16 protein-coding genes are annotated in these 15,834 nt (G+C 53.7%); 6 read left to right on the top strand and 10 right to left on the bottom strand.

Going from position 1 to position 15,834, the window contains the following annotated elements:
- The first annotated feature begins 333 nt into the window (after positions 1-333).
- Both Q4551_RS10440 and Q4551_RS16245 read left to right on the top strand, forming a co-directional pair.
- Positions 334-543 carry a cold-shock protein gene (locus tag Q4551_RS10440; RefSeq protein ID WP_303433637.1) on the top strand — a complete coding sequence of 70 codons (210 nt, stop codon included), beginning with the start codon at positions 334-336 and terminating at the stop codon, positions 541-543.
- A gap of 185 nt (positions 544-728) precedes the next feature.
- Positions 729-1,145 (top strand): DUF1289 domain-containing protein, encoded by a 417-nt coding sequence (locus Q4551_RS16245; protein ID WP_368501384.1) that lies wholly within the window; start codon positions 729-731, stop codon positions 1,143-1,145.
- A 29-nt stretch (positions 1,146-1,174) separates the two neighbouring features.
- Here Q4551_RS16245 and Q4551_RS10430 read toward each other — a convergent pair whose 3' ends face one another.
- The 9 genes from Q4551_RS10430 to Q4551_RS10390 form a co-directional block, all read right to left on the bottom strand.
- Positions 1,175-1,918: a hydroxypyruvate isomerase family protein gene (locus tag Q4551_RS10430; protein ID WP_303433635.1), complete on the bottom strand. Its 744-nt coding sequence runs from the start codon at positions 1,916-1,918 to the stop codon at positions 1,175-1,177.
- A gap of 31 nt (positions 1,919-1,949) precedes the next feature.
- Positions 1,950-2,840 (bottom strand): NAD(P)-dependent oxidoreductase, encoded by an 891-nt coding sequence (locus Q4551_RS10425; protein WP_303433634.1) that lies wholly within the window; start codon positions 2,838-2,840, stop codon positions 1,950-1,952.
- A 267-nt stretch (positions 2,841-3,107) separates the two neighbouring features.
- A complete protein-coding gene (locus Q4551_RS10420) occupies positions 3,108-4,109 on the bottom strand; it encodes an alpha-L-glutamate ligase-like protein (RefSeq protein WP_303433693.1) in 1,002 nt (333 codons plus the stop codon).
- 43 nt (positions 4,110-4,152) lie between these two features.
- Positions 4,153-5,682, bottom strand: coding sequence for an inactive transglutaminase family protein (locus Q4551_RS10415; RefSeq protein WP_303433632.1), 1,530 nt, complete (start codon positions 5,680-5,682; stop codon positions 4,153-4,155).
- Positions 5,679-6,341, bottom strand: a complete 663-nt coding sequence (locus tag Q4551_RS10410) for an ATP-dependent zinc protease (RefSeq protein WP_303433631.1) — start codon at positions 6,339-6,341, stop codon at positions 5,679-5,681. The genes Q4551_RS10415 and Q4551_RS10410 overlap by 4 nt, the downstream gene beginning before the upstream one ends.
- A gap of 255 nt (positions 6,342-6,596) precedes the next feature.
- Positions 6,597-7,718 carry an extracellular solute-binding protein gene (locus Q4551_RS10405; protein WP_303433629.1) on the bottom strand — a complete coding sequence of 374 codons (1,122 nt, stop codon included), beginning with the start codon at positions 7,716-7,718 and terminating at the stop codon, positions 6,597-6,599.
- A gap of 265 nt (positions 7,719-7,983) precedes the next feature.
- Positions 7,984-9,072, bottom strand: coding sequence for an alanine racemase (alr, locus tag Q4551_RS10400; RefSeq protein WP_303433627.1), 1,089 nt, complete (start codon positions 9,070-9,072; stop codon positions 7,984-7,986).
- Positions 9,073-9,106: 34 nt separating this feature from the next.
- Entirely contained in the window at positions 9,107-9,490 is a 384-nt protein-coding gene (locus Q4551_RS10395) for a RidA family protein (protein WP_303433626.1), read from the bottom strand.
- Positions 9,491-9,657: 167 nt separating this feature from the next.
- Positions 9,658-10,914: a D-amino acid dehydrogenase gene (locus Q4551_RS10390; RefSeq protein WP_303433624.1), complete on the bottom strand. Its 1,257-nt coding sequence runs from the start codon at positions 10,912-10,914 to the stop codon at positions 9,658-9,660.
- Positions 10,915-11,155: 241 nt separating this feature from the next.
- Between Q4551_RS10390 and Q4551_RS10385 the strand changes: the two genes are divergently transcribed.
- Entirely contained in the window at positions 11,156-11,656 is a 501-nt protein-coding gene (locus tag Q4551_RS10385; protein WP_303433622.1) for a winged helix-turn-helix transcriptional regulator, read from the top strand.
- A gap of 82 nt (positions 11,657-11,738) precedes the next feature.
- Complete coding sequence (locus Q4551_RS10380) at positions 11,739-12,314, top strand: TetR/AcrR family transcriptional regulator (RefSeq protein ID WP_303433620.1); 576 nt, start codon at positions 11,739-11,741, stop codon at positions 12,312-12,314.
- A gap of 30 nt (positions 12,315-12,344) precedes the next feature.
- On the opposite strand, the gene Q4551_RS10375 is transcribed toward Q4551_RS10380, so the two are convergent.
- Positions 12,345-12,779, bottom strand: coding sequence for a universal stress protein (locus Q4551_RS10375; protein ID WP_303433619.1), 435 nt, complete (start codon positions 12,777-12,779; stop codon positions 12,345-12,347).
- 408 nt (positions 12,780-13,187) lie between these two features.
- Here Q4551_RS10375 and Q4551_RS10370 point away from each other — a divergent pair, with 408 nt between their 5' ends.
- Positions 13,188-14,129 (top strand): LysR family transcriptional regulator, encoded by a 942-nt coding sequence (locus Q4551_RS10370; RefSeq protein WP_303433617.1) that lies wholly within the window; start codon positions 13,188-13,190, stop codon positions 14,127-14,129.
- 157 nt (positions 14,130-14,286) lie between these two features.
- The gene (locus Q4551_RS10365) at positions 14,287-15,795 is read left to right on the top strand and encodes an aldehyde dehydrogenase (protein WP_303433615.1); all 1,509 of its coding nucleotides are present in this window, start codon (positions 14,287-14,289) and stop codon (positions 15,793-15,795) included.
- Positions 15,796-15,834 lie beyond the last annotated feature (39 nt).

Below are 15,834 nucleotides of genomic sequence, written 5' to 3'. Positions count from 1 at the left end.
TCTGCTGCAATTCTGGCAATTATCTTGCTAAAAAGACAATAATCCAAGGCAATTTGAGCCAATCAGATTCCTCTGATAGACAATCTCTCAATTCAGGCTCAATTCATGGCCAACTATTTTGCATCAGTCCTTGGTCAGCAGAACTTACTGAGCTACTATGACGGTGAGCTTGTCGTTTCAAGCTCTATTGGCGAGTGCTCCAAATTCACCCAATGTGTGCAGGATACTGGTCGATATCGGCATTGATTGCTCACCGGATGAACGGCCAGTAGCGCAGTGCCAGCAAAATCGCATTAAATTGGCTTTGGCCAACATCAATTTCAGGAAATACAAATGGCAGATCAAGTTCAGGGCACTGTTAAGTGGTTCAACGATGAGAAAGGATTCGGCTTTATTGAGCAAGAATCTGGTAAAGATGTTTTTGTTCACTACAGTGCTATCAACGGTGCAGGCCGTAAGTCACTGCAGGAAGGCCAAAAAGTGACCATGGAAGTAACCATGGGTCAAAAAGGTCCTCAGGCTGAAAACGTCAACCCTCTGTAACATCCTGGGCCGTTCTACGGCCATGGCCCTGTTATCTGTTTGGTCACCCTTTGTGTTTTCACCAGGCGTGTCACCCTTCAAGATTCGCTGGCCAAAAGTCCGCTGAAGCCTCTGGCTTCAGCAGACCCCTCTTTTCTATCTCGCATACCACGATCTCCAGCCATTCTCAGTGACGCATTGTCCCCATGATTGACCAAGGCGAACTGTTCGACATTCCCAATCCGTGCCGCGGCATCTGTACGGTGAATAACAAGGGATACTGCAAGGGTTGCTTACGCAGCCGGCAGGAACGTTTCCACTGGAATGACTTCACCCATTTTCAAAAACAGCTGATTATCAATCTATGCGAACGCCGCCGTCTGAAATTAACAGCCGGACGAGCACGACCGGTCGATGCAACGCAGCCAGAAGAGACTCCGCAAAAGGATCTGTTTGCCAGCGCCAGCAGCGCGACAAATTTGTATCAGGATGATACACACACAATACCGACTCCCGCCGTAGAGGCTGAGACTCCACCACTGGAGCGCGCCTCCAGAACCACACCGCAGCAAGCCAGTCAGATTGGGCTGTTTGATGGCCAGAAGCCATCTGCTACGGAATAAACAGCACCGGCGCCTTATCTGACCCGGATTCAGCCTGGCAAGCGCAGGGCTTCAAATCGAGCCATCCAGTCCAGAGTCGTCGAGGTTGCCCGACTGGGTCGATACTCCGCCCCAACCCAGCCGTCATAATGACTGTTCTCGATCGCAGCAAATACCTCATCAAATTTGACACGCCCGGTACCAGGCTCCTGCCTGCCAGGCATATCGGCAAACTGAATATGACCAATCTTGTGGCCATGACGACGGATAAAGCCAGCCACATCCACCCCCATACGCGACATATGGTAAATATCGAACTGGGCCTTGATGTTGGGGTGCTTCAGTTCCACCATAATGGCCAGCATTTCCCGCCCGGTGCAGACCAGAAAATCGGGCATATCAAAACGGTTAATCGCTTCAAATGTCGTGGTAATACCAAATGGAGCAAAGCTGTCGGCGGTTACCTGCATATTGCGGAGAAAGGTCGCCATATATTCATCGCGACGCTCAGGATGGCGACAGCGCCCTGGCAACACATTCACGGTAGGAATTTTCAAGGCTCGGGCATACGACAGGCATTCAACAACCGCTGCTGCGTATTCTGCTGTTTTGCCCGGCACACAGGCCAGGCCTTCGCCGCCCTTCAACAGATCGCCAGCCGACACATTGATCAGTACACATTCAAGGTCGTTGTCACTTAACTGGCGCTTGAGATCAGCGATCGGATAGTCATACGGAAACTGGATTTCAACCGCTCGGAAGCCATCCCGACGAGCCGCGGTAAACCGTTTCATAAAGGGTAATTCTGTATATAAAGTGGATAAATTAGCGCTTGTCTTCACCTGACAATATCTCCATATACAAGTGAATCAATGTAGCAGGATCTTGCTCTCCAAACCCTCTACCTGCGTGTTGGCGTAATAATTCAACGCCCAGCCCTGCCATCGGCACGGCGCTACCCAACGACTGCGCCAGATCACTGGCCATATTCATATCCTTGAGTAAAGTGTTGACCCGCCATTTGATATTGTCAAAATCGCGGACTGCCATTTTCGGGCCCGTCAGCTGCAGTGGTGTCGTATCCGCAAAGCCCCCCTGTAAAGCCTGCGGCAATAACGATGTTTGTACGCCGGCCTGCTCTGCCAGGGCAAAAACTTCCGCCATCACCAGCACATTGCAGCTGACCAGCATCTGGTTGCAAATCTTGGCAACCTGCCCGGTACCGGTTGCTCCCATATGGGTCAGTTGCCGCGACAGCACAGCCAGGACAGGCCGCAGTTGATCTATAACGGCTCCATCACCACCGGCCATCATTGCCAATGTGCCCTGCTCGGCACCAACAACACCACCGGATACCGGAGCATCAACCCAATTAATACCACAGCAAGAGCTGAGTTCTGTGGCCATTTCCCGGGTTGCTTGTGGTGCAATACTGGAAAAATCCACCAACACCTGACCTTGACGTCCGGTGGCAGTCACCCCCTGGGGGCCAAAAACAATATCACGAACGGCACTGGTATTGGTGACACAGACCATTAACACATCACATTGTTGTGTCAGTTCTGCTACCGATGTCGCTTGCTGGGCACCTGCTGCTACCACTGTCGCCATTTTTTCAGGCGTTCGGTTCCAGACCCGCACGGAATAGCCAGCCTGTAGCAGCCGTAACACCATAGGGGTACCCATGAGACCCAGCCCGACAAATCCGATCTTCACTGCCTCATCCTCGAAAAATAACCATCAATACTATCAAAGACTTATCGAGTTTAAACCCGCTTCCAACGGATTATTATCAGCAGACTTGATCTGAAAACAGTGTCGGTCAAAGGACCCTTTTCAACATTCTTGACAGCCGTCGGATCGACCCGCACTCAACAATCACAAGCCGGAACAATCAACCTCTTTGTTCACCTGGCATACTCACGCTACCGCCTGATCCACAGGCCATTCAGCCGTGTGTCATGTGCTTGTACCTGCTGCATGTTACAGTCTATCGGTGCCTGATTCGAAGTGATCTTCCATACCGCAGGCGGCGCCTGGATGACCAGCACCGAACCACTGCTGACAGAGCGCCACCCGCTCTTCTGCCGGGCGCTGCAAATCTGCAGCAGCTAGTGCATCAATAACTTTCAAGCGAGGCAATAGCCCGGCACCATTCGCCAGCTGTATCGCCAGCCCCGGACGCGCGTTTAGCTCCAGTAATAACGGGCCATGCTGGCGATCGATAACAATATCGGCACCGAGATAACCCAACCCGGTCATGTCATAACAACGGGCGGCCAGTACCAGCAGATCTTGCCATTGGGGAATAAACAGCTCTGACAGCTTCTCCTGGGTATCCGGATGTTGCATCATAGGCAGGCCATTCTGTACTCCATGTAACGCCTGTCCATTTGCCAGCCCAAGACCGACACCGACGGCACCCTGGTGCAGGTTGGCCTTGCCATCCGAGGCTCGGGTCGCCAATCGGGTCATCGCCATCACCGGATAACCACGACAGACAATCACCCGGACATCCGGTACCCCTTCATAGGAAAACCGTTGCAAGGAGTCATCAAACTGGATGCAACGCTCAATAATGGCGACATCCGGTGATCCGCCCAGACTGTGGAGGCCGGCAAGAATGTTGGAGGCATGGCGCTTGAGCTCACTCAGCATAATCGGACTGCCATTGGCCCGCACCCAATAATCCCCCTCACAGCTCTGAACCACCACAATTCCTTTACCGCCAGAGCCTTTGGCCGGTTTGATCACAAAAGCCGGGATTCCGGATAACTGCTGCCCCAATGTCTCGACTTCATGTTGTGACTGAATGGTGCCAATCAACTCTGGTACCGCAATGCCCGCCTGCTCTGCCAGGCGCTTGGTTTTTAATTTGTTATCCACCAGTGGGTACAACGTACGTGGATTATAACGGCTGATATACAAACGATTACGGGCATTCATGCCCAGAACCCCTGCCTGATGCAATTGCAACGGCAGCATCAAGCGGCGCCGCAGTGCCTGCCAAAGCGGCCGAAACGCCAGCTTACTCATGGCGCAGTGCCACAAAACGACGTAACTCCAACAGGCGATAGCCAGTGTAGGTGCCCAGCATCAATACCAGTGCCAGAATCACCAACTGCACACCAATATAGTTAAACGTCAGGTGGCGTATCAGCGGGTCACTCATTGCCCAATAGGCAACAACCGCGGTCAGCAAGCTGCCTCCGCCTTGACGCATCACTTCTCTGCCGCCTTCTTCTTCCCACAGAATCGACATCCGCTCAATCGTCCACGACAGAATAATCATCGGGAAGAAAGTGATTTTTAAACCTTCGGTCAGACCCAACTTGTAAGATGCCACACTGAACAAGCCGATAATGGCAATCACCGTAATAATCACCGCCGATATACGCGCCACCAGTAGCAGGTTAAGGCGCGACAGGTAACTGCGAATCACCAGTCCGGTAGCCACCACCAGCAGGAATCCCACCAGCCCGGTAACCAATGAGGTCTGAATAAAGGCCACCGCAATCAGTACCGGCATAAAAGTACCCGAAGTACGGATGCCCACCAGAATGCGCAACAGACACACCACCAACGCCCCTATCGGCAACAGCAGAATGGTCTTGAACATGGCCTGCTCTTCTACCGGCAGACTGTGTATGGAAAAATTCAGTAACTCGTGCTGATCCGACAGCCGGTTGGCCACACTGGCAAAGGTCGACTCCTCGCGCCGAATCATGGCAAAACGCACCTGCGAATCATAACCACCCGACACTTCCAGCACCGGTTCCCCGCGCTGCTCCCATAGCAGCAGTGGCGCATTCCGATCAAACAAGGCCGGGTTGCGGGCCTGTAAGGGGATATCAAACACCTGGCTGCGGTTGTCTTGCCAGACCCGAATATAAGGCAACAGCTGCTGTTGTCGACGACCGTCCTGCAAGCGCAGGCCATATACCAGCCGTGCCGGCACACCCGCCTTGTTGAGCATGTCCACCAGCAACTGCGGCAGGCTCTGATCAAATTCACTGATCAACAACTCCACATGCTGGGCACGAGGTTCGGCTGCAAAAGCTTTCAGTAACTCTCGCGCCAGACTGAAATTATCCGCTGACGTCCGATGTGCCAGCGCCAGCAATTGCCCCACGGCACTGGCGTAAGGTTCCGGCCAGCTGCTTTCCGTTACCGCCGGTGCTGGCTCTGGCATCAATTCGTAAGCATCACTTTCCAGCACATCCGCACGATAGAACAAGGTCTGCCGCCCGCTGGCGGTACGCTTGGTCCACTCGGCAACCGGATTGCCCCCATCGATAAAATTCAAGCCATAACCGGGAGAGGCACCACTTTCACGCAGCAGCATAAATCCGGGCTGATTGGACGGCCGAGCCAGAACAGCCCGAACCGGATCACCGTCAGTACTGAGCTCAACCCGGGCTTCAACCGACCAGACCACTTGTGATTTCCCTGGTAGCAGGGGCACGTCATACACCCAGTGACGATGAAGAATCTGTGCAATTCCTGCACTTAACAGCAGCAGTATCAATGCAATATAAGGCCAGCGAGATCCGTTCATTGCTCTTCACTCACAACAGGTATCTGCAAATCGGGCTGATATTTACCCAATAGAAATTTTTTCCCGACATCAATCAAGGTGACATCTTGCAGAAATGACCGCCCCAGCAAAATCGGATATGTCATTTGCGAGCGATCAGCCAATGAGAATTCGGCTTTTTGCTGTAGTTGTTGCCCCAGGTGCACCGTCAACTCCACCACCGGCCGCCGATCCAGATCGGCATTTGACGCCTGCCGGATCAACACGTTACGTACCAGTTTGGCTTCGATCTTCCGGGGTTCCGATTCATCATCGTGTTGTAGCAGAAAACGCACCCAGGGCTGACCGTTACGTTCAAAGCGGGTGATGTTGCGAGCACTCAGTGACGACGTCGCCGCACCACTGTCAACGCGGGCACGGTAATGATGCCCTGGCGGAGTGAGATAAATCCATTCGGTGGCGCCGACAACCAGCTTATCGGTATCGGTTGTGGTCTCAGCACCAGTGGTTGGACAGCTGACCGGAGCCGGGTTAGCGGCGGTCAGACGCCGCACCTGCCGCTGTAATGCCTTCAGCTGGGCCTGTTGCTCCTGCTGCCCGGCCAGCACCGGATCCAGTTCCGGGCAGCTCAAGTCAATATCCGGATTATGTCGAGCAACCACCTCTTCAATCGCCGCCATGTTAACGGCTCGATGCTCAGGCCCCGGCCAATGACTGCAAGCGGACAAGAGCCCACCGATCATCGCTATCAACCCTACCCGCCTGACCCAGCTGGACATACAGAACTACTCCACCGCACAAAAATCCAGTATTGAACCATAAAGGCGGATAAAGTTGCGTTCTACTGTTACCCAGACTGTCATAAATAACCGTTGGCCCACCCGCTGGCCAGTATCACACGCGCGGTGCGGTTTTTATTTCACAAAATATTTGCCTCAGAACATCGAGCTCATCGGCACCGAACACCAGTTACCCCGGGCACAAATGGCATCCACCCATAAGCGCTGCATCACCCGGCTACTGCTGCGGCCTCGGGGGGCCAGTGCTTCCATTTCATGCAATTGAGCCATGGCCGGATAGATCACCGGATTGTTCAGGATCTCCGGCTCCACAAAACGATTAGCCGATGCCATCGCGGTGGGATATTCCAGATAGTTGGAATTCTTTGCAGCGATGTTACCTCGCATCAGGAAACGGATCAGTTGGTACGCCAACTCTGGCGAATTGGCGTTGGTCGGAATCGCCATCACATCAATCCATAACGCCGCCCCCTCCCGGGGAATAAAATACGACAAATCGGCATTGCCCGCTGCCGCTGTCAGCAAATCACCGGAATACCCCACAGCCACACAGATCTTGCCGCTGGCCAGGTCATCCAGATACTGGGTTGTGTGTAAATAGCTGACCTCACCCAACGAATCTTTCAGCAATTGACCAGCCTGTTGCAGCTGCTCTTTACTCAGACTGTTGACGGAATACCCCAGATACGACAGCGCTGCCGCAAAAATCTCATCCCGCTCATTCAGCAACCCGATACCACACTGGGCCACTTTTTGCCGCACATCCGGATCAAACAGCAAGGCCCAGGAATTTTCATAATCAGCCAGGCCCAGCTCCGCCAGCGCCTTGCGGTTCACGCCCAATCCGGTCGTCCCCCACATATACGGCACGCCGTTCAAGACACCGTCATCCTGCTGACTGTAGTCACTCAGAATATCCGGACGCAATGAATCCCAGTCCGGCAGCTGCTGAGTCATCAGAGGCCGAACCAGCGACTTGCTAGCCAGAGTGTTCATGATACGGCTGGGTGGGAAAATCAGATCAAATTGCTGACGATCATCAAAATACAAGGTAGCGAACTTATCCAGACTGTCGAACTCGACGTAATCTATCTCGATATTGAATTCTTTCTCAAAAGCTTCCAATACACCCGGTTCAATATAATCACTCCAGTTCAACACCCGTAACACTGGTGTTTCTTCCTGGGCCTGTACAGCCAATCCGCCCAATGACAAAGCGCACACCAACAGCCAACCGGCCAATCTCGCTAGCATCATGATTTTTATTCCATGGTTCATCGTTTTTACCGGTGCTGGCATAGCACCAAGAGATGGAACAGAGAGAGGATCAAGCGGTGTGATTACAACACCACAGCACTTGACCTCTATCCACCCAGAGCCAAGTGTTGTGGCTCAGACAGGTAAAAAGACATACCCCCTAGAGGGTAGATATTTCCCCTGGCCAGAAAAGGCCGGGGACAGGAAGCCGCCAAGCCGCAAGCCGTTGGCTGCCAGAGAGCCAACTTGCGCTGCAACAGAGTTTTTAACTGGTCAAATAAATACGTGGGACACGTCGGGTAACACCCGTAAACAGGTGATAGGAAATGGTATCGCAATGAGCGGCCACTTCATTGGCATCCAGCTGAGAGCCCCATAGTTCAACGGCATTACCTACCGCCGCACCGTCCACATCGGTCAAATCAACGGTCATCATATCCATCGACACCCGACCCAGAAGACGCGTGCGCTGACCGTTCACGATCACCGGCGTCCCCTCTTCTGCCTGACGTGGATACCCATCGGCATAACCCATCGCAATCGTCCCGATCCGGGTTGGTTTGGTTGCCACAAAACGACTGCCGTAGCCGACACTGTCGCCATTCTGAACCCAGCGGGTCGCAATCACCTCGGTAACCAGCGACATCGCAGGCTGTAACTGCAACGCAGTCTGGTTATCAAAATCCAATGGTGAAGCACCATAAAGAATGATACCTGGCCGCTGCCACTGCTTGTGCGCCATCGGGTGCACCATCAGTGCCGCCGAATTGGCCACACTCATATCCAGACCCAGCGCCTGAGCAACTTCAGTCAGACCCGTCAATTGAGTCTGTACATCAATACCGGGGGTGACCCGGGTATCGGCATTGGCAAAGTGGGTCATCAATGTGACCTGCCCCACCTGGGGCAAGGCCAACAGCTGCCGACTCACATCAGCCACCTCATCCAGCGCAAACCCCAGGCGATGCATGCCGGTATCTACCTTCAACCAGATATGCAGCGGTTCAGCGACACGAGTCGCTGCCAGCGCCTGGATCTGGTCGTACCGATGAACTGCGGTCCAGAAATTCTGTTCAGCGATCACCGGTAATTCGTCATTGCGGAAAAAACCTTCCAGCAACAAGACCGGCTGAATAATTCCCGCCGCACGCAGTTCCAGCGCCTCCTCAATACAGGCCACCGCAAACGCCGGAGCGTAAGGAGCCAGTGCCTGAGCCACCGGGACAGCGCCATGACCATAGGCATCCGCCTTGACCACTGCCAACGCCTGACCGGCGGGATGTAATGAACACGCCAACTGGTAGTTGGCAATAATATGATCCAGACGAATCCGGGCCTGCGCAGGACGAGACATGTATAACTACTCCACAGTGACGATCAGCGGCTGGTTACAGCGCCAGAATCGCCTCAACTTCAATATCAGCTGCTTTTGGCAGCGCCTTTACGGCATACGCCGCACGAGCGGGATATGGCTCATCAAAATAACGCGCCATCACTTCATTCACTTGCGGGAAGAAATCCATATCCGACAGCAAAATGGTCAGCTTGGCGGCATCATTCAAAGAACCACCAGCCGCTTCAGCTACCGCTTTCAGGTTCTCGAACACCCGTACAGCCTGAGCTTCAAACGACTCGGTCACCATTTCCATGGTGGCAGGGTCCAGCGGAATCTGACCGGACATGTACAGCGTATCGCCCACCTGAACGGCTTGTGAGTAAGTGCCGATGGCAGCCGGAGCCTGATTGGTTGCAATAATCTTCTTGTTGCTCATAAAAACCTCATTATTCATTGAACGTCGCCTGATCGAACATCCGGCGACCAGGACAAATAGTACTGCCATAAAGCCACCGGCCGCAGTAAAAACAAGGTAACGGCCGTTAACTTGCTTGCTGCAGACCGGCGCCAGAGCCAGCTCGGAAATACCCGCTCAGGGCGCGACTAGAGATAGCGATGGACTGACAAGCCTTCGGTGCTGATATCAGGATCACGCTCATTCACAATATCGGCCAACAAACGTGCCGAGCCTTGTGACATGGTCCAGCCCAGGGTGCCATGACCGGTATTCAGATACAGATTATTAAACGGCGTTTTACCGATAATCGGCACACTGTCTGGTGTCATTGGCCGCAGACCACACCAGAACTCGGCCTTCTCCAGATCCCCGGCCCCTGGAAACAGATCGCTGACAACAAAATCCGCAGCCTTGCGACGGCTTTCTTTCAGGCTCAGGTCGAAGGAGGCAATCTCAGCCGTACCACCAACCCGGATACGCTCATCAAAACGAGTCACCGCCACCTTGTACTCTTCATCCATCACCGTAGATTGGGGAGCCTTGCTTTCATCCAGCAATGGCAGTGTCAGTGAGTAGCCCTTGATCGGATAGATCGGTAACTTGATGCCTAATGGATTCATCAGCATCGGAGAATAACTGCCCATCGCAACCACATACTTATCAGCGGTCAAACGTCCTTTGGAAGTCACGACCCCATGGATTTCACCACCAGACGCTTCCAGTCCCTTGACCTCGGTATCCATCATGAAAATCACCCCGAGGTCACGGCAAGCCGCCGCCAGCCCCTGGGTAAACTTGCGACAGTCACCGGTACCGTCGTTCGGGAACATCAAGCCACCAACAAACTTCTGGGAAACATTCGCCAGCGCCGGTTCATGCTGAATACAAGTCGCATGATCAATCACCTGGTGCTCCACACCGCACTCACGCAGGGACTCAAGGTCGGCACCGATGGAATCCATTTTTTCCTGATCCCGGAACAGCTCAACCGTGCCCTGATGGCGCTGGTCGTAATGGATCGGGCGGTCCTGCTGCAACTGATCAAAACAAATGCGGCTGTACTCCGTGATACGCAGCATACGATTCTTGTTAATGCGATAAGCATCTTCACCACACTGGCCGAGCATCTTCAGCATCCAGGCCGAGGTGCTGACATTAAATGCCGATGGACTGACCATAATCGGTGCCAGATCCTGCATCATCCATTTAACCGCCTTAAAAGGGATACCCGGTGCTGCCCATGGGTTGCAATAGCCATAAGACAACATGCCGGCATTACCGTAACTGGTTTCATCTGCCACACCAGAGCGGCGTTCCACCACCGTCACCTCATGCCCAGACTTGGCCAGATACCAGGCAGACGAGACGCCCAACACACCCGCGCCCAACACCAGAATTTTCATAACGACTGCCCCCACAAGATCACTGCATCACAAAGTCCGGTGCGTTATTCCGCGCTGCGATAGCAACACCGACAGGAAAACATCACCGCGTTTAATGGTGAAATTCTAGCGATAAAATCATAGAAAAAGCCTTTAATATTTACTCAAATACAGTATATTTCACTGGAAATTAAAGACTATTCAGAAGATAACCCTGAATAAATAACATTCATGACAATCTGATTTCAGGGAGATCAGCCCGATGGCAGCCACCAGTGATTACAAGCGCAAACCACTCGACAGGCTCGACCGCCGCATTCTGCAAGAACTGCAAAAAGAAGGCCGCATCAGCTACGTTGACCTGGCCGAACGAGTCAGCCTCAGCTCCACTCCCTGTATCGAGCGCGTCAAACGCCTGGAGAAAGACGGTTATATCGAGGGTTATTACGCCCGGCTGAACCCGGCGCTAATGGGTTACGGCATGCTGGTCTTTGTCGAAATTTCATTGTCTTACCAGTCACCAGACGCCTTCCAGCGCTTTAATCAGGCCGTCGATACCCTGCCTTACTTACTCGAATGTCATCTTGTCTCAGGCGACGCCGACTACCTGATCAAGGCACGTATCAATGACATGTCCGAATACCGAGCCTTACTCGGCGATATGTTACTGACCCTTCCCGGCGTAAAAAACTCCAGAAGTTACATTGTTATGGAAGAAGTCAAAGAAACAGCCCAATTACCGGTACAACTGCAACAAAGCTGATTCTGGTTGTGCCCCGTGCCAACAACCCCACACAGTTGCTACCGACAGACCCGTTTTTACCCGCTACGCAGGATGGTTTGGGATGGATATTCGCAGAGAAAAAAGTCGAAAAAAGTTAAGAAATGCACTGGCAGAGCTACTCAAGAAGCGGCCTCTGGAACAGATCAGCATTGAACAAATTGCCGACAAGGCCGGTGTCACCCGCCCGACCTTTTATTCCAATTATCAAAATCGCCAGGACATTATCATTGAACATATTGAACAGTGGCTGGCGCGGCGCGAGCAACTGTTCCAGAACTTTCTCGAAGATGAAGGCACCCCGGAACCGGATCGCCTGGTAGACTTTATCCAGCATCTGCTGGAAACCCTTTGCCCGGACGATACCCTGCTACAACTGGCATTGTCCGGCCGGGCCGGAGAGCAGGCCCTGCAACGGATCCTGAACCAGAACACCGATTTCTTCCGCCGCGGGGCCAGTCGCAGCTTCAACGAACCACCCAGCGAAGATGATATCCTGCTGATTTCTACTTTCTATGGCTCCGCCACCATCGGCATCATTTCCGGCATTATCTCCGGTAACATCCGCCAGCAACCAGCCGAACTGGCGCAGCAACTGGCAGATATGATCTACAACGGTATTGGCCATCGCCTGCTCTAGAACTGGCCGACAACCTGGGCGGTACAGGCACTAGCCTTCTCGCACCACCATCACGCTGCACTTGGCATGACGCACCACACGCTCAGCATTCGAACCGATACTATAACGACCCTGACCGGGTTTCTGCGCCATCATCACAATAATATCGGCATAGCGGCTACCCGCTTCCTCAAGAATCTTTTGATGCACCACACCACGACGAACCCGACTGCTGTAATGCAGGGTTGCTGGCATCAAATTACGCAGCAAGGCCAGCAACTTGTCTTCGTTATCACGCTGGCGCAACGAGTTAAATTGCTGATCCGGGTACAGCACCACCACGTTATTGTCTTTACTGTCATCGATATACAGAAAAATAAAATCCACATGAGGATTGTCACTGGTCAGTTCTCTTGCCGCCTCAATCAACAACGGCAGTTCCTGCGGATAGGCAAGATCCACAGGAATCAATACTTTGTAAAACATAAGCCCTTCTTCCTAATCCATAAACCCTGTCAGGGGCCACAACACAACCGGTAACATCATGCGGCCACACAACACTGACAGGCCAAGTAAACGATATAACGGTGTATTAACAACCATGTTGATATCCGCTGGCATCATGCCTTGCCGTCAGAACAGAAGCATTCAAGGTATCCAATCTGTGACATCAACAGCGGTGGACTGTACTCTCATCAGTCTGTAGACGTTACTGAATAACGAATAATCCACATTGCCAGATTCCGTAACACCAGCGTCGCAGGCTTGCTTGCCACCGTAACAAGACCTGACGACACAATGCATCAAACCCACCATGATGATGATGTAAATACGCCTGACATTCTGCTGCCAGGTACCGTACTGACCATACCGACGCAGAGGCACACTTTTGTAATGGCCATCAAACACGCCCTGGGCCAGCTGGGGGATTATGAAATCAGACAACTCAAGGTATTCAAGGCCGTTGCCGACTGCGGCGGCTTCAGTGCTGCCGAAACCCTACTGAATATCAGCCGCCCAACCATCAGCATTCACATTGCCAATCTGGAATCACGACTGAATCTGATCTTGTGTCGCCGGGGGCGAGGGGGATTCGCCCTGACCAAAGAAGGCGAAGTGATCTACCAGCAAACACAACAACTACTCGATGCGCTGGAAGGCTTCCGCAACACCATCAACAACCTCAGTTCGACGCCATCAGGCAAGTTACGTGTGGCACTGAGTGATTCTTTTGCCAACGACCCTCGCTGCCAGTTCACCGCCATCATCAACCACTACGCCCACCAGGCACCCGCGGTCGAAGTAACGGTGGACGTCTCACATATGATCGAGATGGAACGCAAGGTACTCAACGATGAACTGGATCTGGCCTTTATTCCCTATCACCGGCAACTGGAAGGGCTGGATTATATCCACCTGTTCAGCGACCGCTGCTACCTCTACTGCGGCGCCAGCCACCCGCTGTTTCATCAGGATGACAGCCATATCAGTAACACACAGATCAACGCCATTCCGCTGGTTCATGCCGGACTGCAACCCCATGAAGAGGTGTATCAACAAATCGCTGCCATGAACCTTGCCGCGGTTTCCTATCATTACGAAACCCGCGTCGCCCTGATACGGTCCGGTATCTATGCGTCGTTTCTACCCGAAAATATTGCCGCCCCCTACGTACAGGACCGGCAACTACGCGCCATATGCCCACAGACCCGGCATTATTCCCTCGGCGCAGCCGTGATCAGCAAACGCACCAGCCAGCCGAACCGCGCACGCACTCTGTTTATCCAGACAGTGCAATCCTTGCATCAACAGGGTAAACCGAATGCGCCCTACTGACTATGCATCTTACCAAGACGCCCTGCCAAGATGCGCCCTGCCAAGGAATAAAGACAGCAGCCAACCTGAACACCTAAAACTACCCATCAGGATATATACCTCTGGCATGCTGTAGCCCGCACAATAGGGTCTGTTTTTATGATCCGGAGACTGTGCCATGAGCGAGAACCTGACAAGCCCGACCTGCTGTGCCGACTGGACCGCCAAAGCCAGCGAGATCACAATCCCGGCGTACGCCTGGGTCAATGGCAAACCAGCGGCCGCGCTCAGCGGCGCGACTCAGCCCTGTTTCAACCCGGCGACCGGTACCATACTGGCCGAGCTGCCGGATAACGCCCCGGAAGATGCCGATGCCGCCGTTCGCATCGCTCGCCAAGCCTTTAACAGTGGCGTCTGGTCTGCCATGGCTCCCAGCGATCGCAAACGCATCATGGTGCGTTGGGCGGACTTGATTGAACAGCACCGGGAAGAAATCGCGCTGCTGGAAACCCTCGATGTCGGCAAACCCATCAGCGACACCCTGAACATCGATGTACCCGGCGCGGTAAATACCATCCGCTGGACAGCAGAAGCCATCGACAAGGTATACGGCGAAATCGCCCCTACTGCGCCTGGCACTCTGGCGCTGGTACAGCGTTTACCTCTGGGAGTAGTGCTGGCGATTGTGCCGTGGAATTTCCCTCTCTCGACCACCGCCTGGAAACTGGCCCCGGCATTGGCTGCCGGCAACTCGGTGATTCTCAAACCCGACCCCAAAACCCCGCTGACAGCCCTGAAGCTGGCGCAACTGGCGACGGAAGCCGGTTTGCCCGACGGCGTACTCAATGTATTGCCCGGCGATGGCATCAACCTTGGTAAACACCTGTCCTTGCATCCGGATATCGATGGCCAGACATTCACCGGCAGCACCGCCGTTGGCAAACTGCTGATGCAGTACGCTGGCCAAAGCAACCTGAAACGCACCTTTCTGGAATTGGGCGGCAAAAGCGCCAACATCGTCTTTGCCGATGCCGACCTCGACAAAGCCGCGTTATGGGCTGCCGTCGCCGGATTTTACAACTGCGGCCAGACCTGCACCGCCGGGACGCGCTTGCTGATTCAGCAATCGATCTACGATGACTTTATCGAACGGATGATGGCACACAGCCAGTGCTGGACTCCGGGCAACCCCCTCGACCCCGACACCCGCATGGGTGCCGTCATCGACCAGAACCAGATCAACACCATCCAGCAATACATTCAGATTGGCCAGCAAGAAGGCGCACGGCTGGTACTGGGAGGCGAGTCCGCCACCAACACCGGCCTGGGTGGCTGCTTCCATCAAGCGACCCTGTTTGCCGATGTCGACAACCGCATGACCATTGCCCAGGAAGAAATCTTTGGCCCAGTGGTATCGGCTATCCCCTTTAGCGATGCCGCTGACGCCATCCGTATCGCCAACGACTCCCGCTATGGTCTGGCCGGTGCCGTCTGGAGTCAGAACATCAGCACCGCGCTCACGGTTGCCAACGGTGTCCGTACCGGCACCATGGGAGTGAACAACTACTTTGGTGGCGATATTACCGTGCCCTTCGGTGGCTTTGGTGAATCCGGCAATGGCCGCGATAAATCCCTGCACGCCCTGAATGACTACAGCGAACTAAAAACCACCTGGATCGAATACTGATGCTTATCGCGATCACGTCTGGCTGAGCGCCAATAACCG

This window comes from Oceanobacter sp. 5_MG-2023, assembly GCF_030548165.1.
Classification (GTDB): domain Bacteria; phylum Pseudomonadota; class Gammaproteobacteria; order Pseudomonadales; family Oceanobacteraceae; genus Oceanobacter.
The sequence above is the reverse complement of the archived record's forward strand: the minus strand, read 5'-3'. Positions and strand labels throughout refer to the sequence as shown.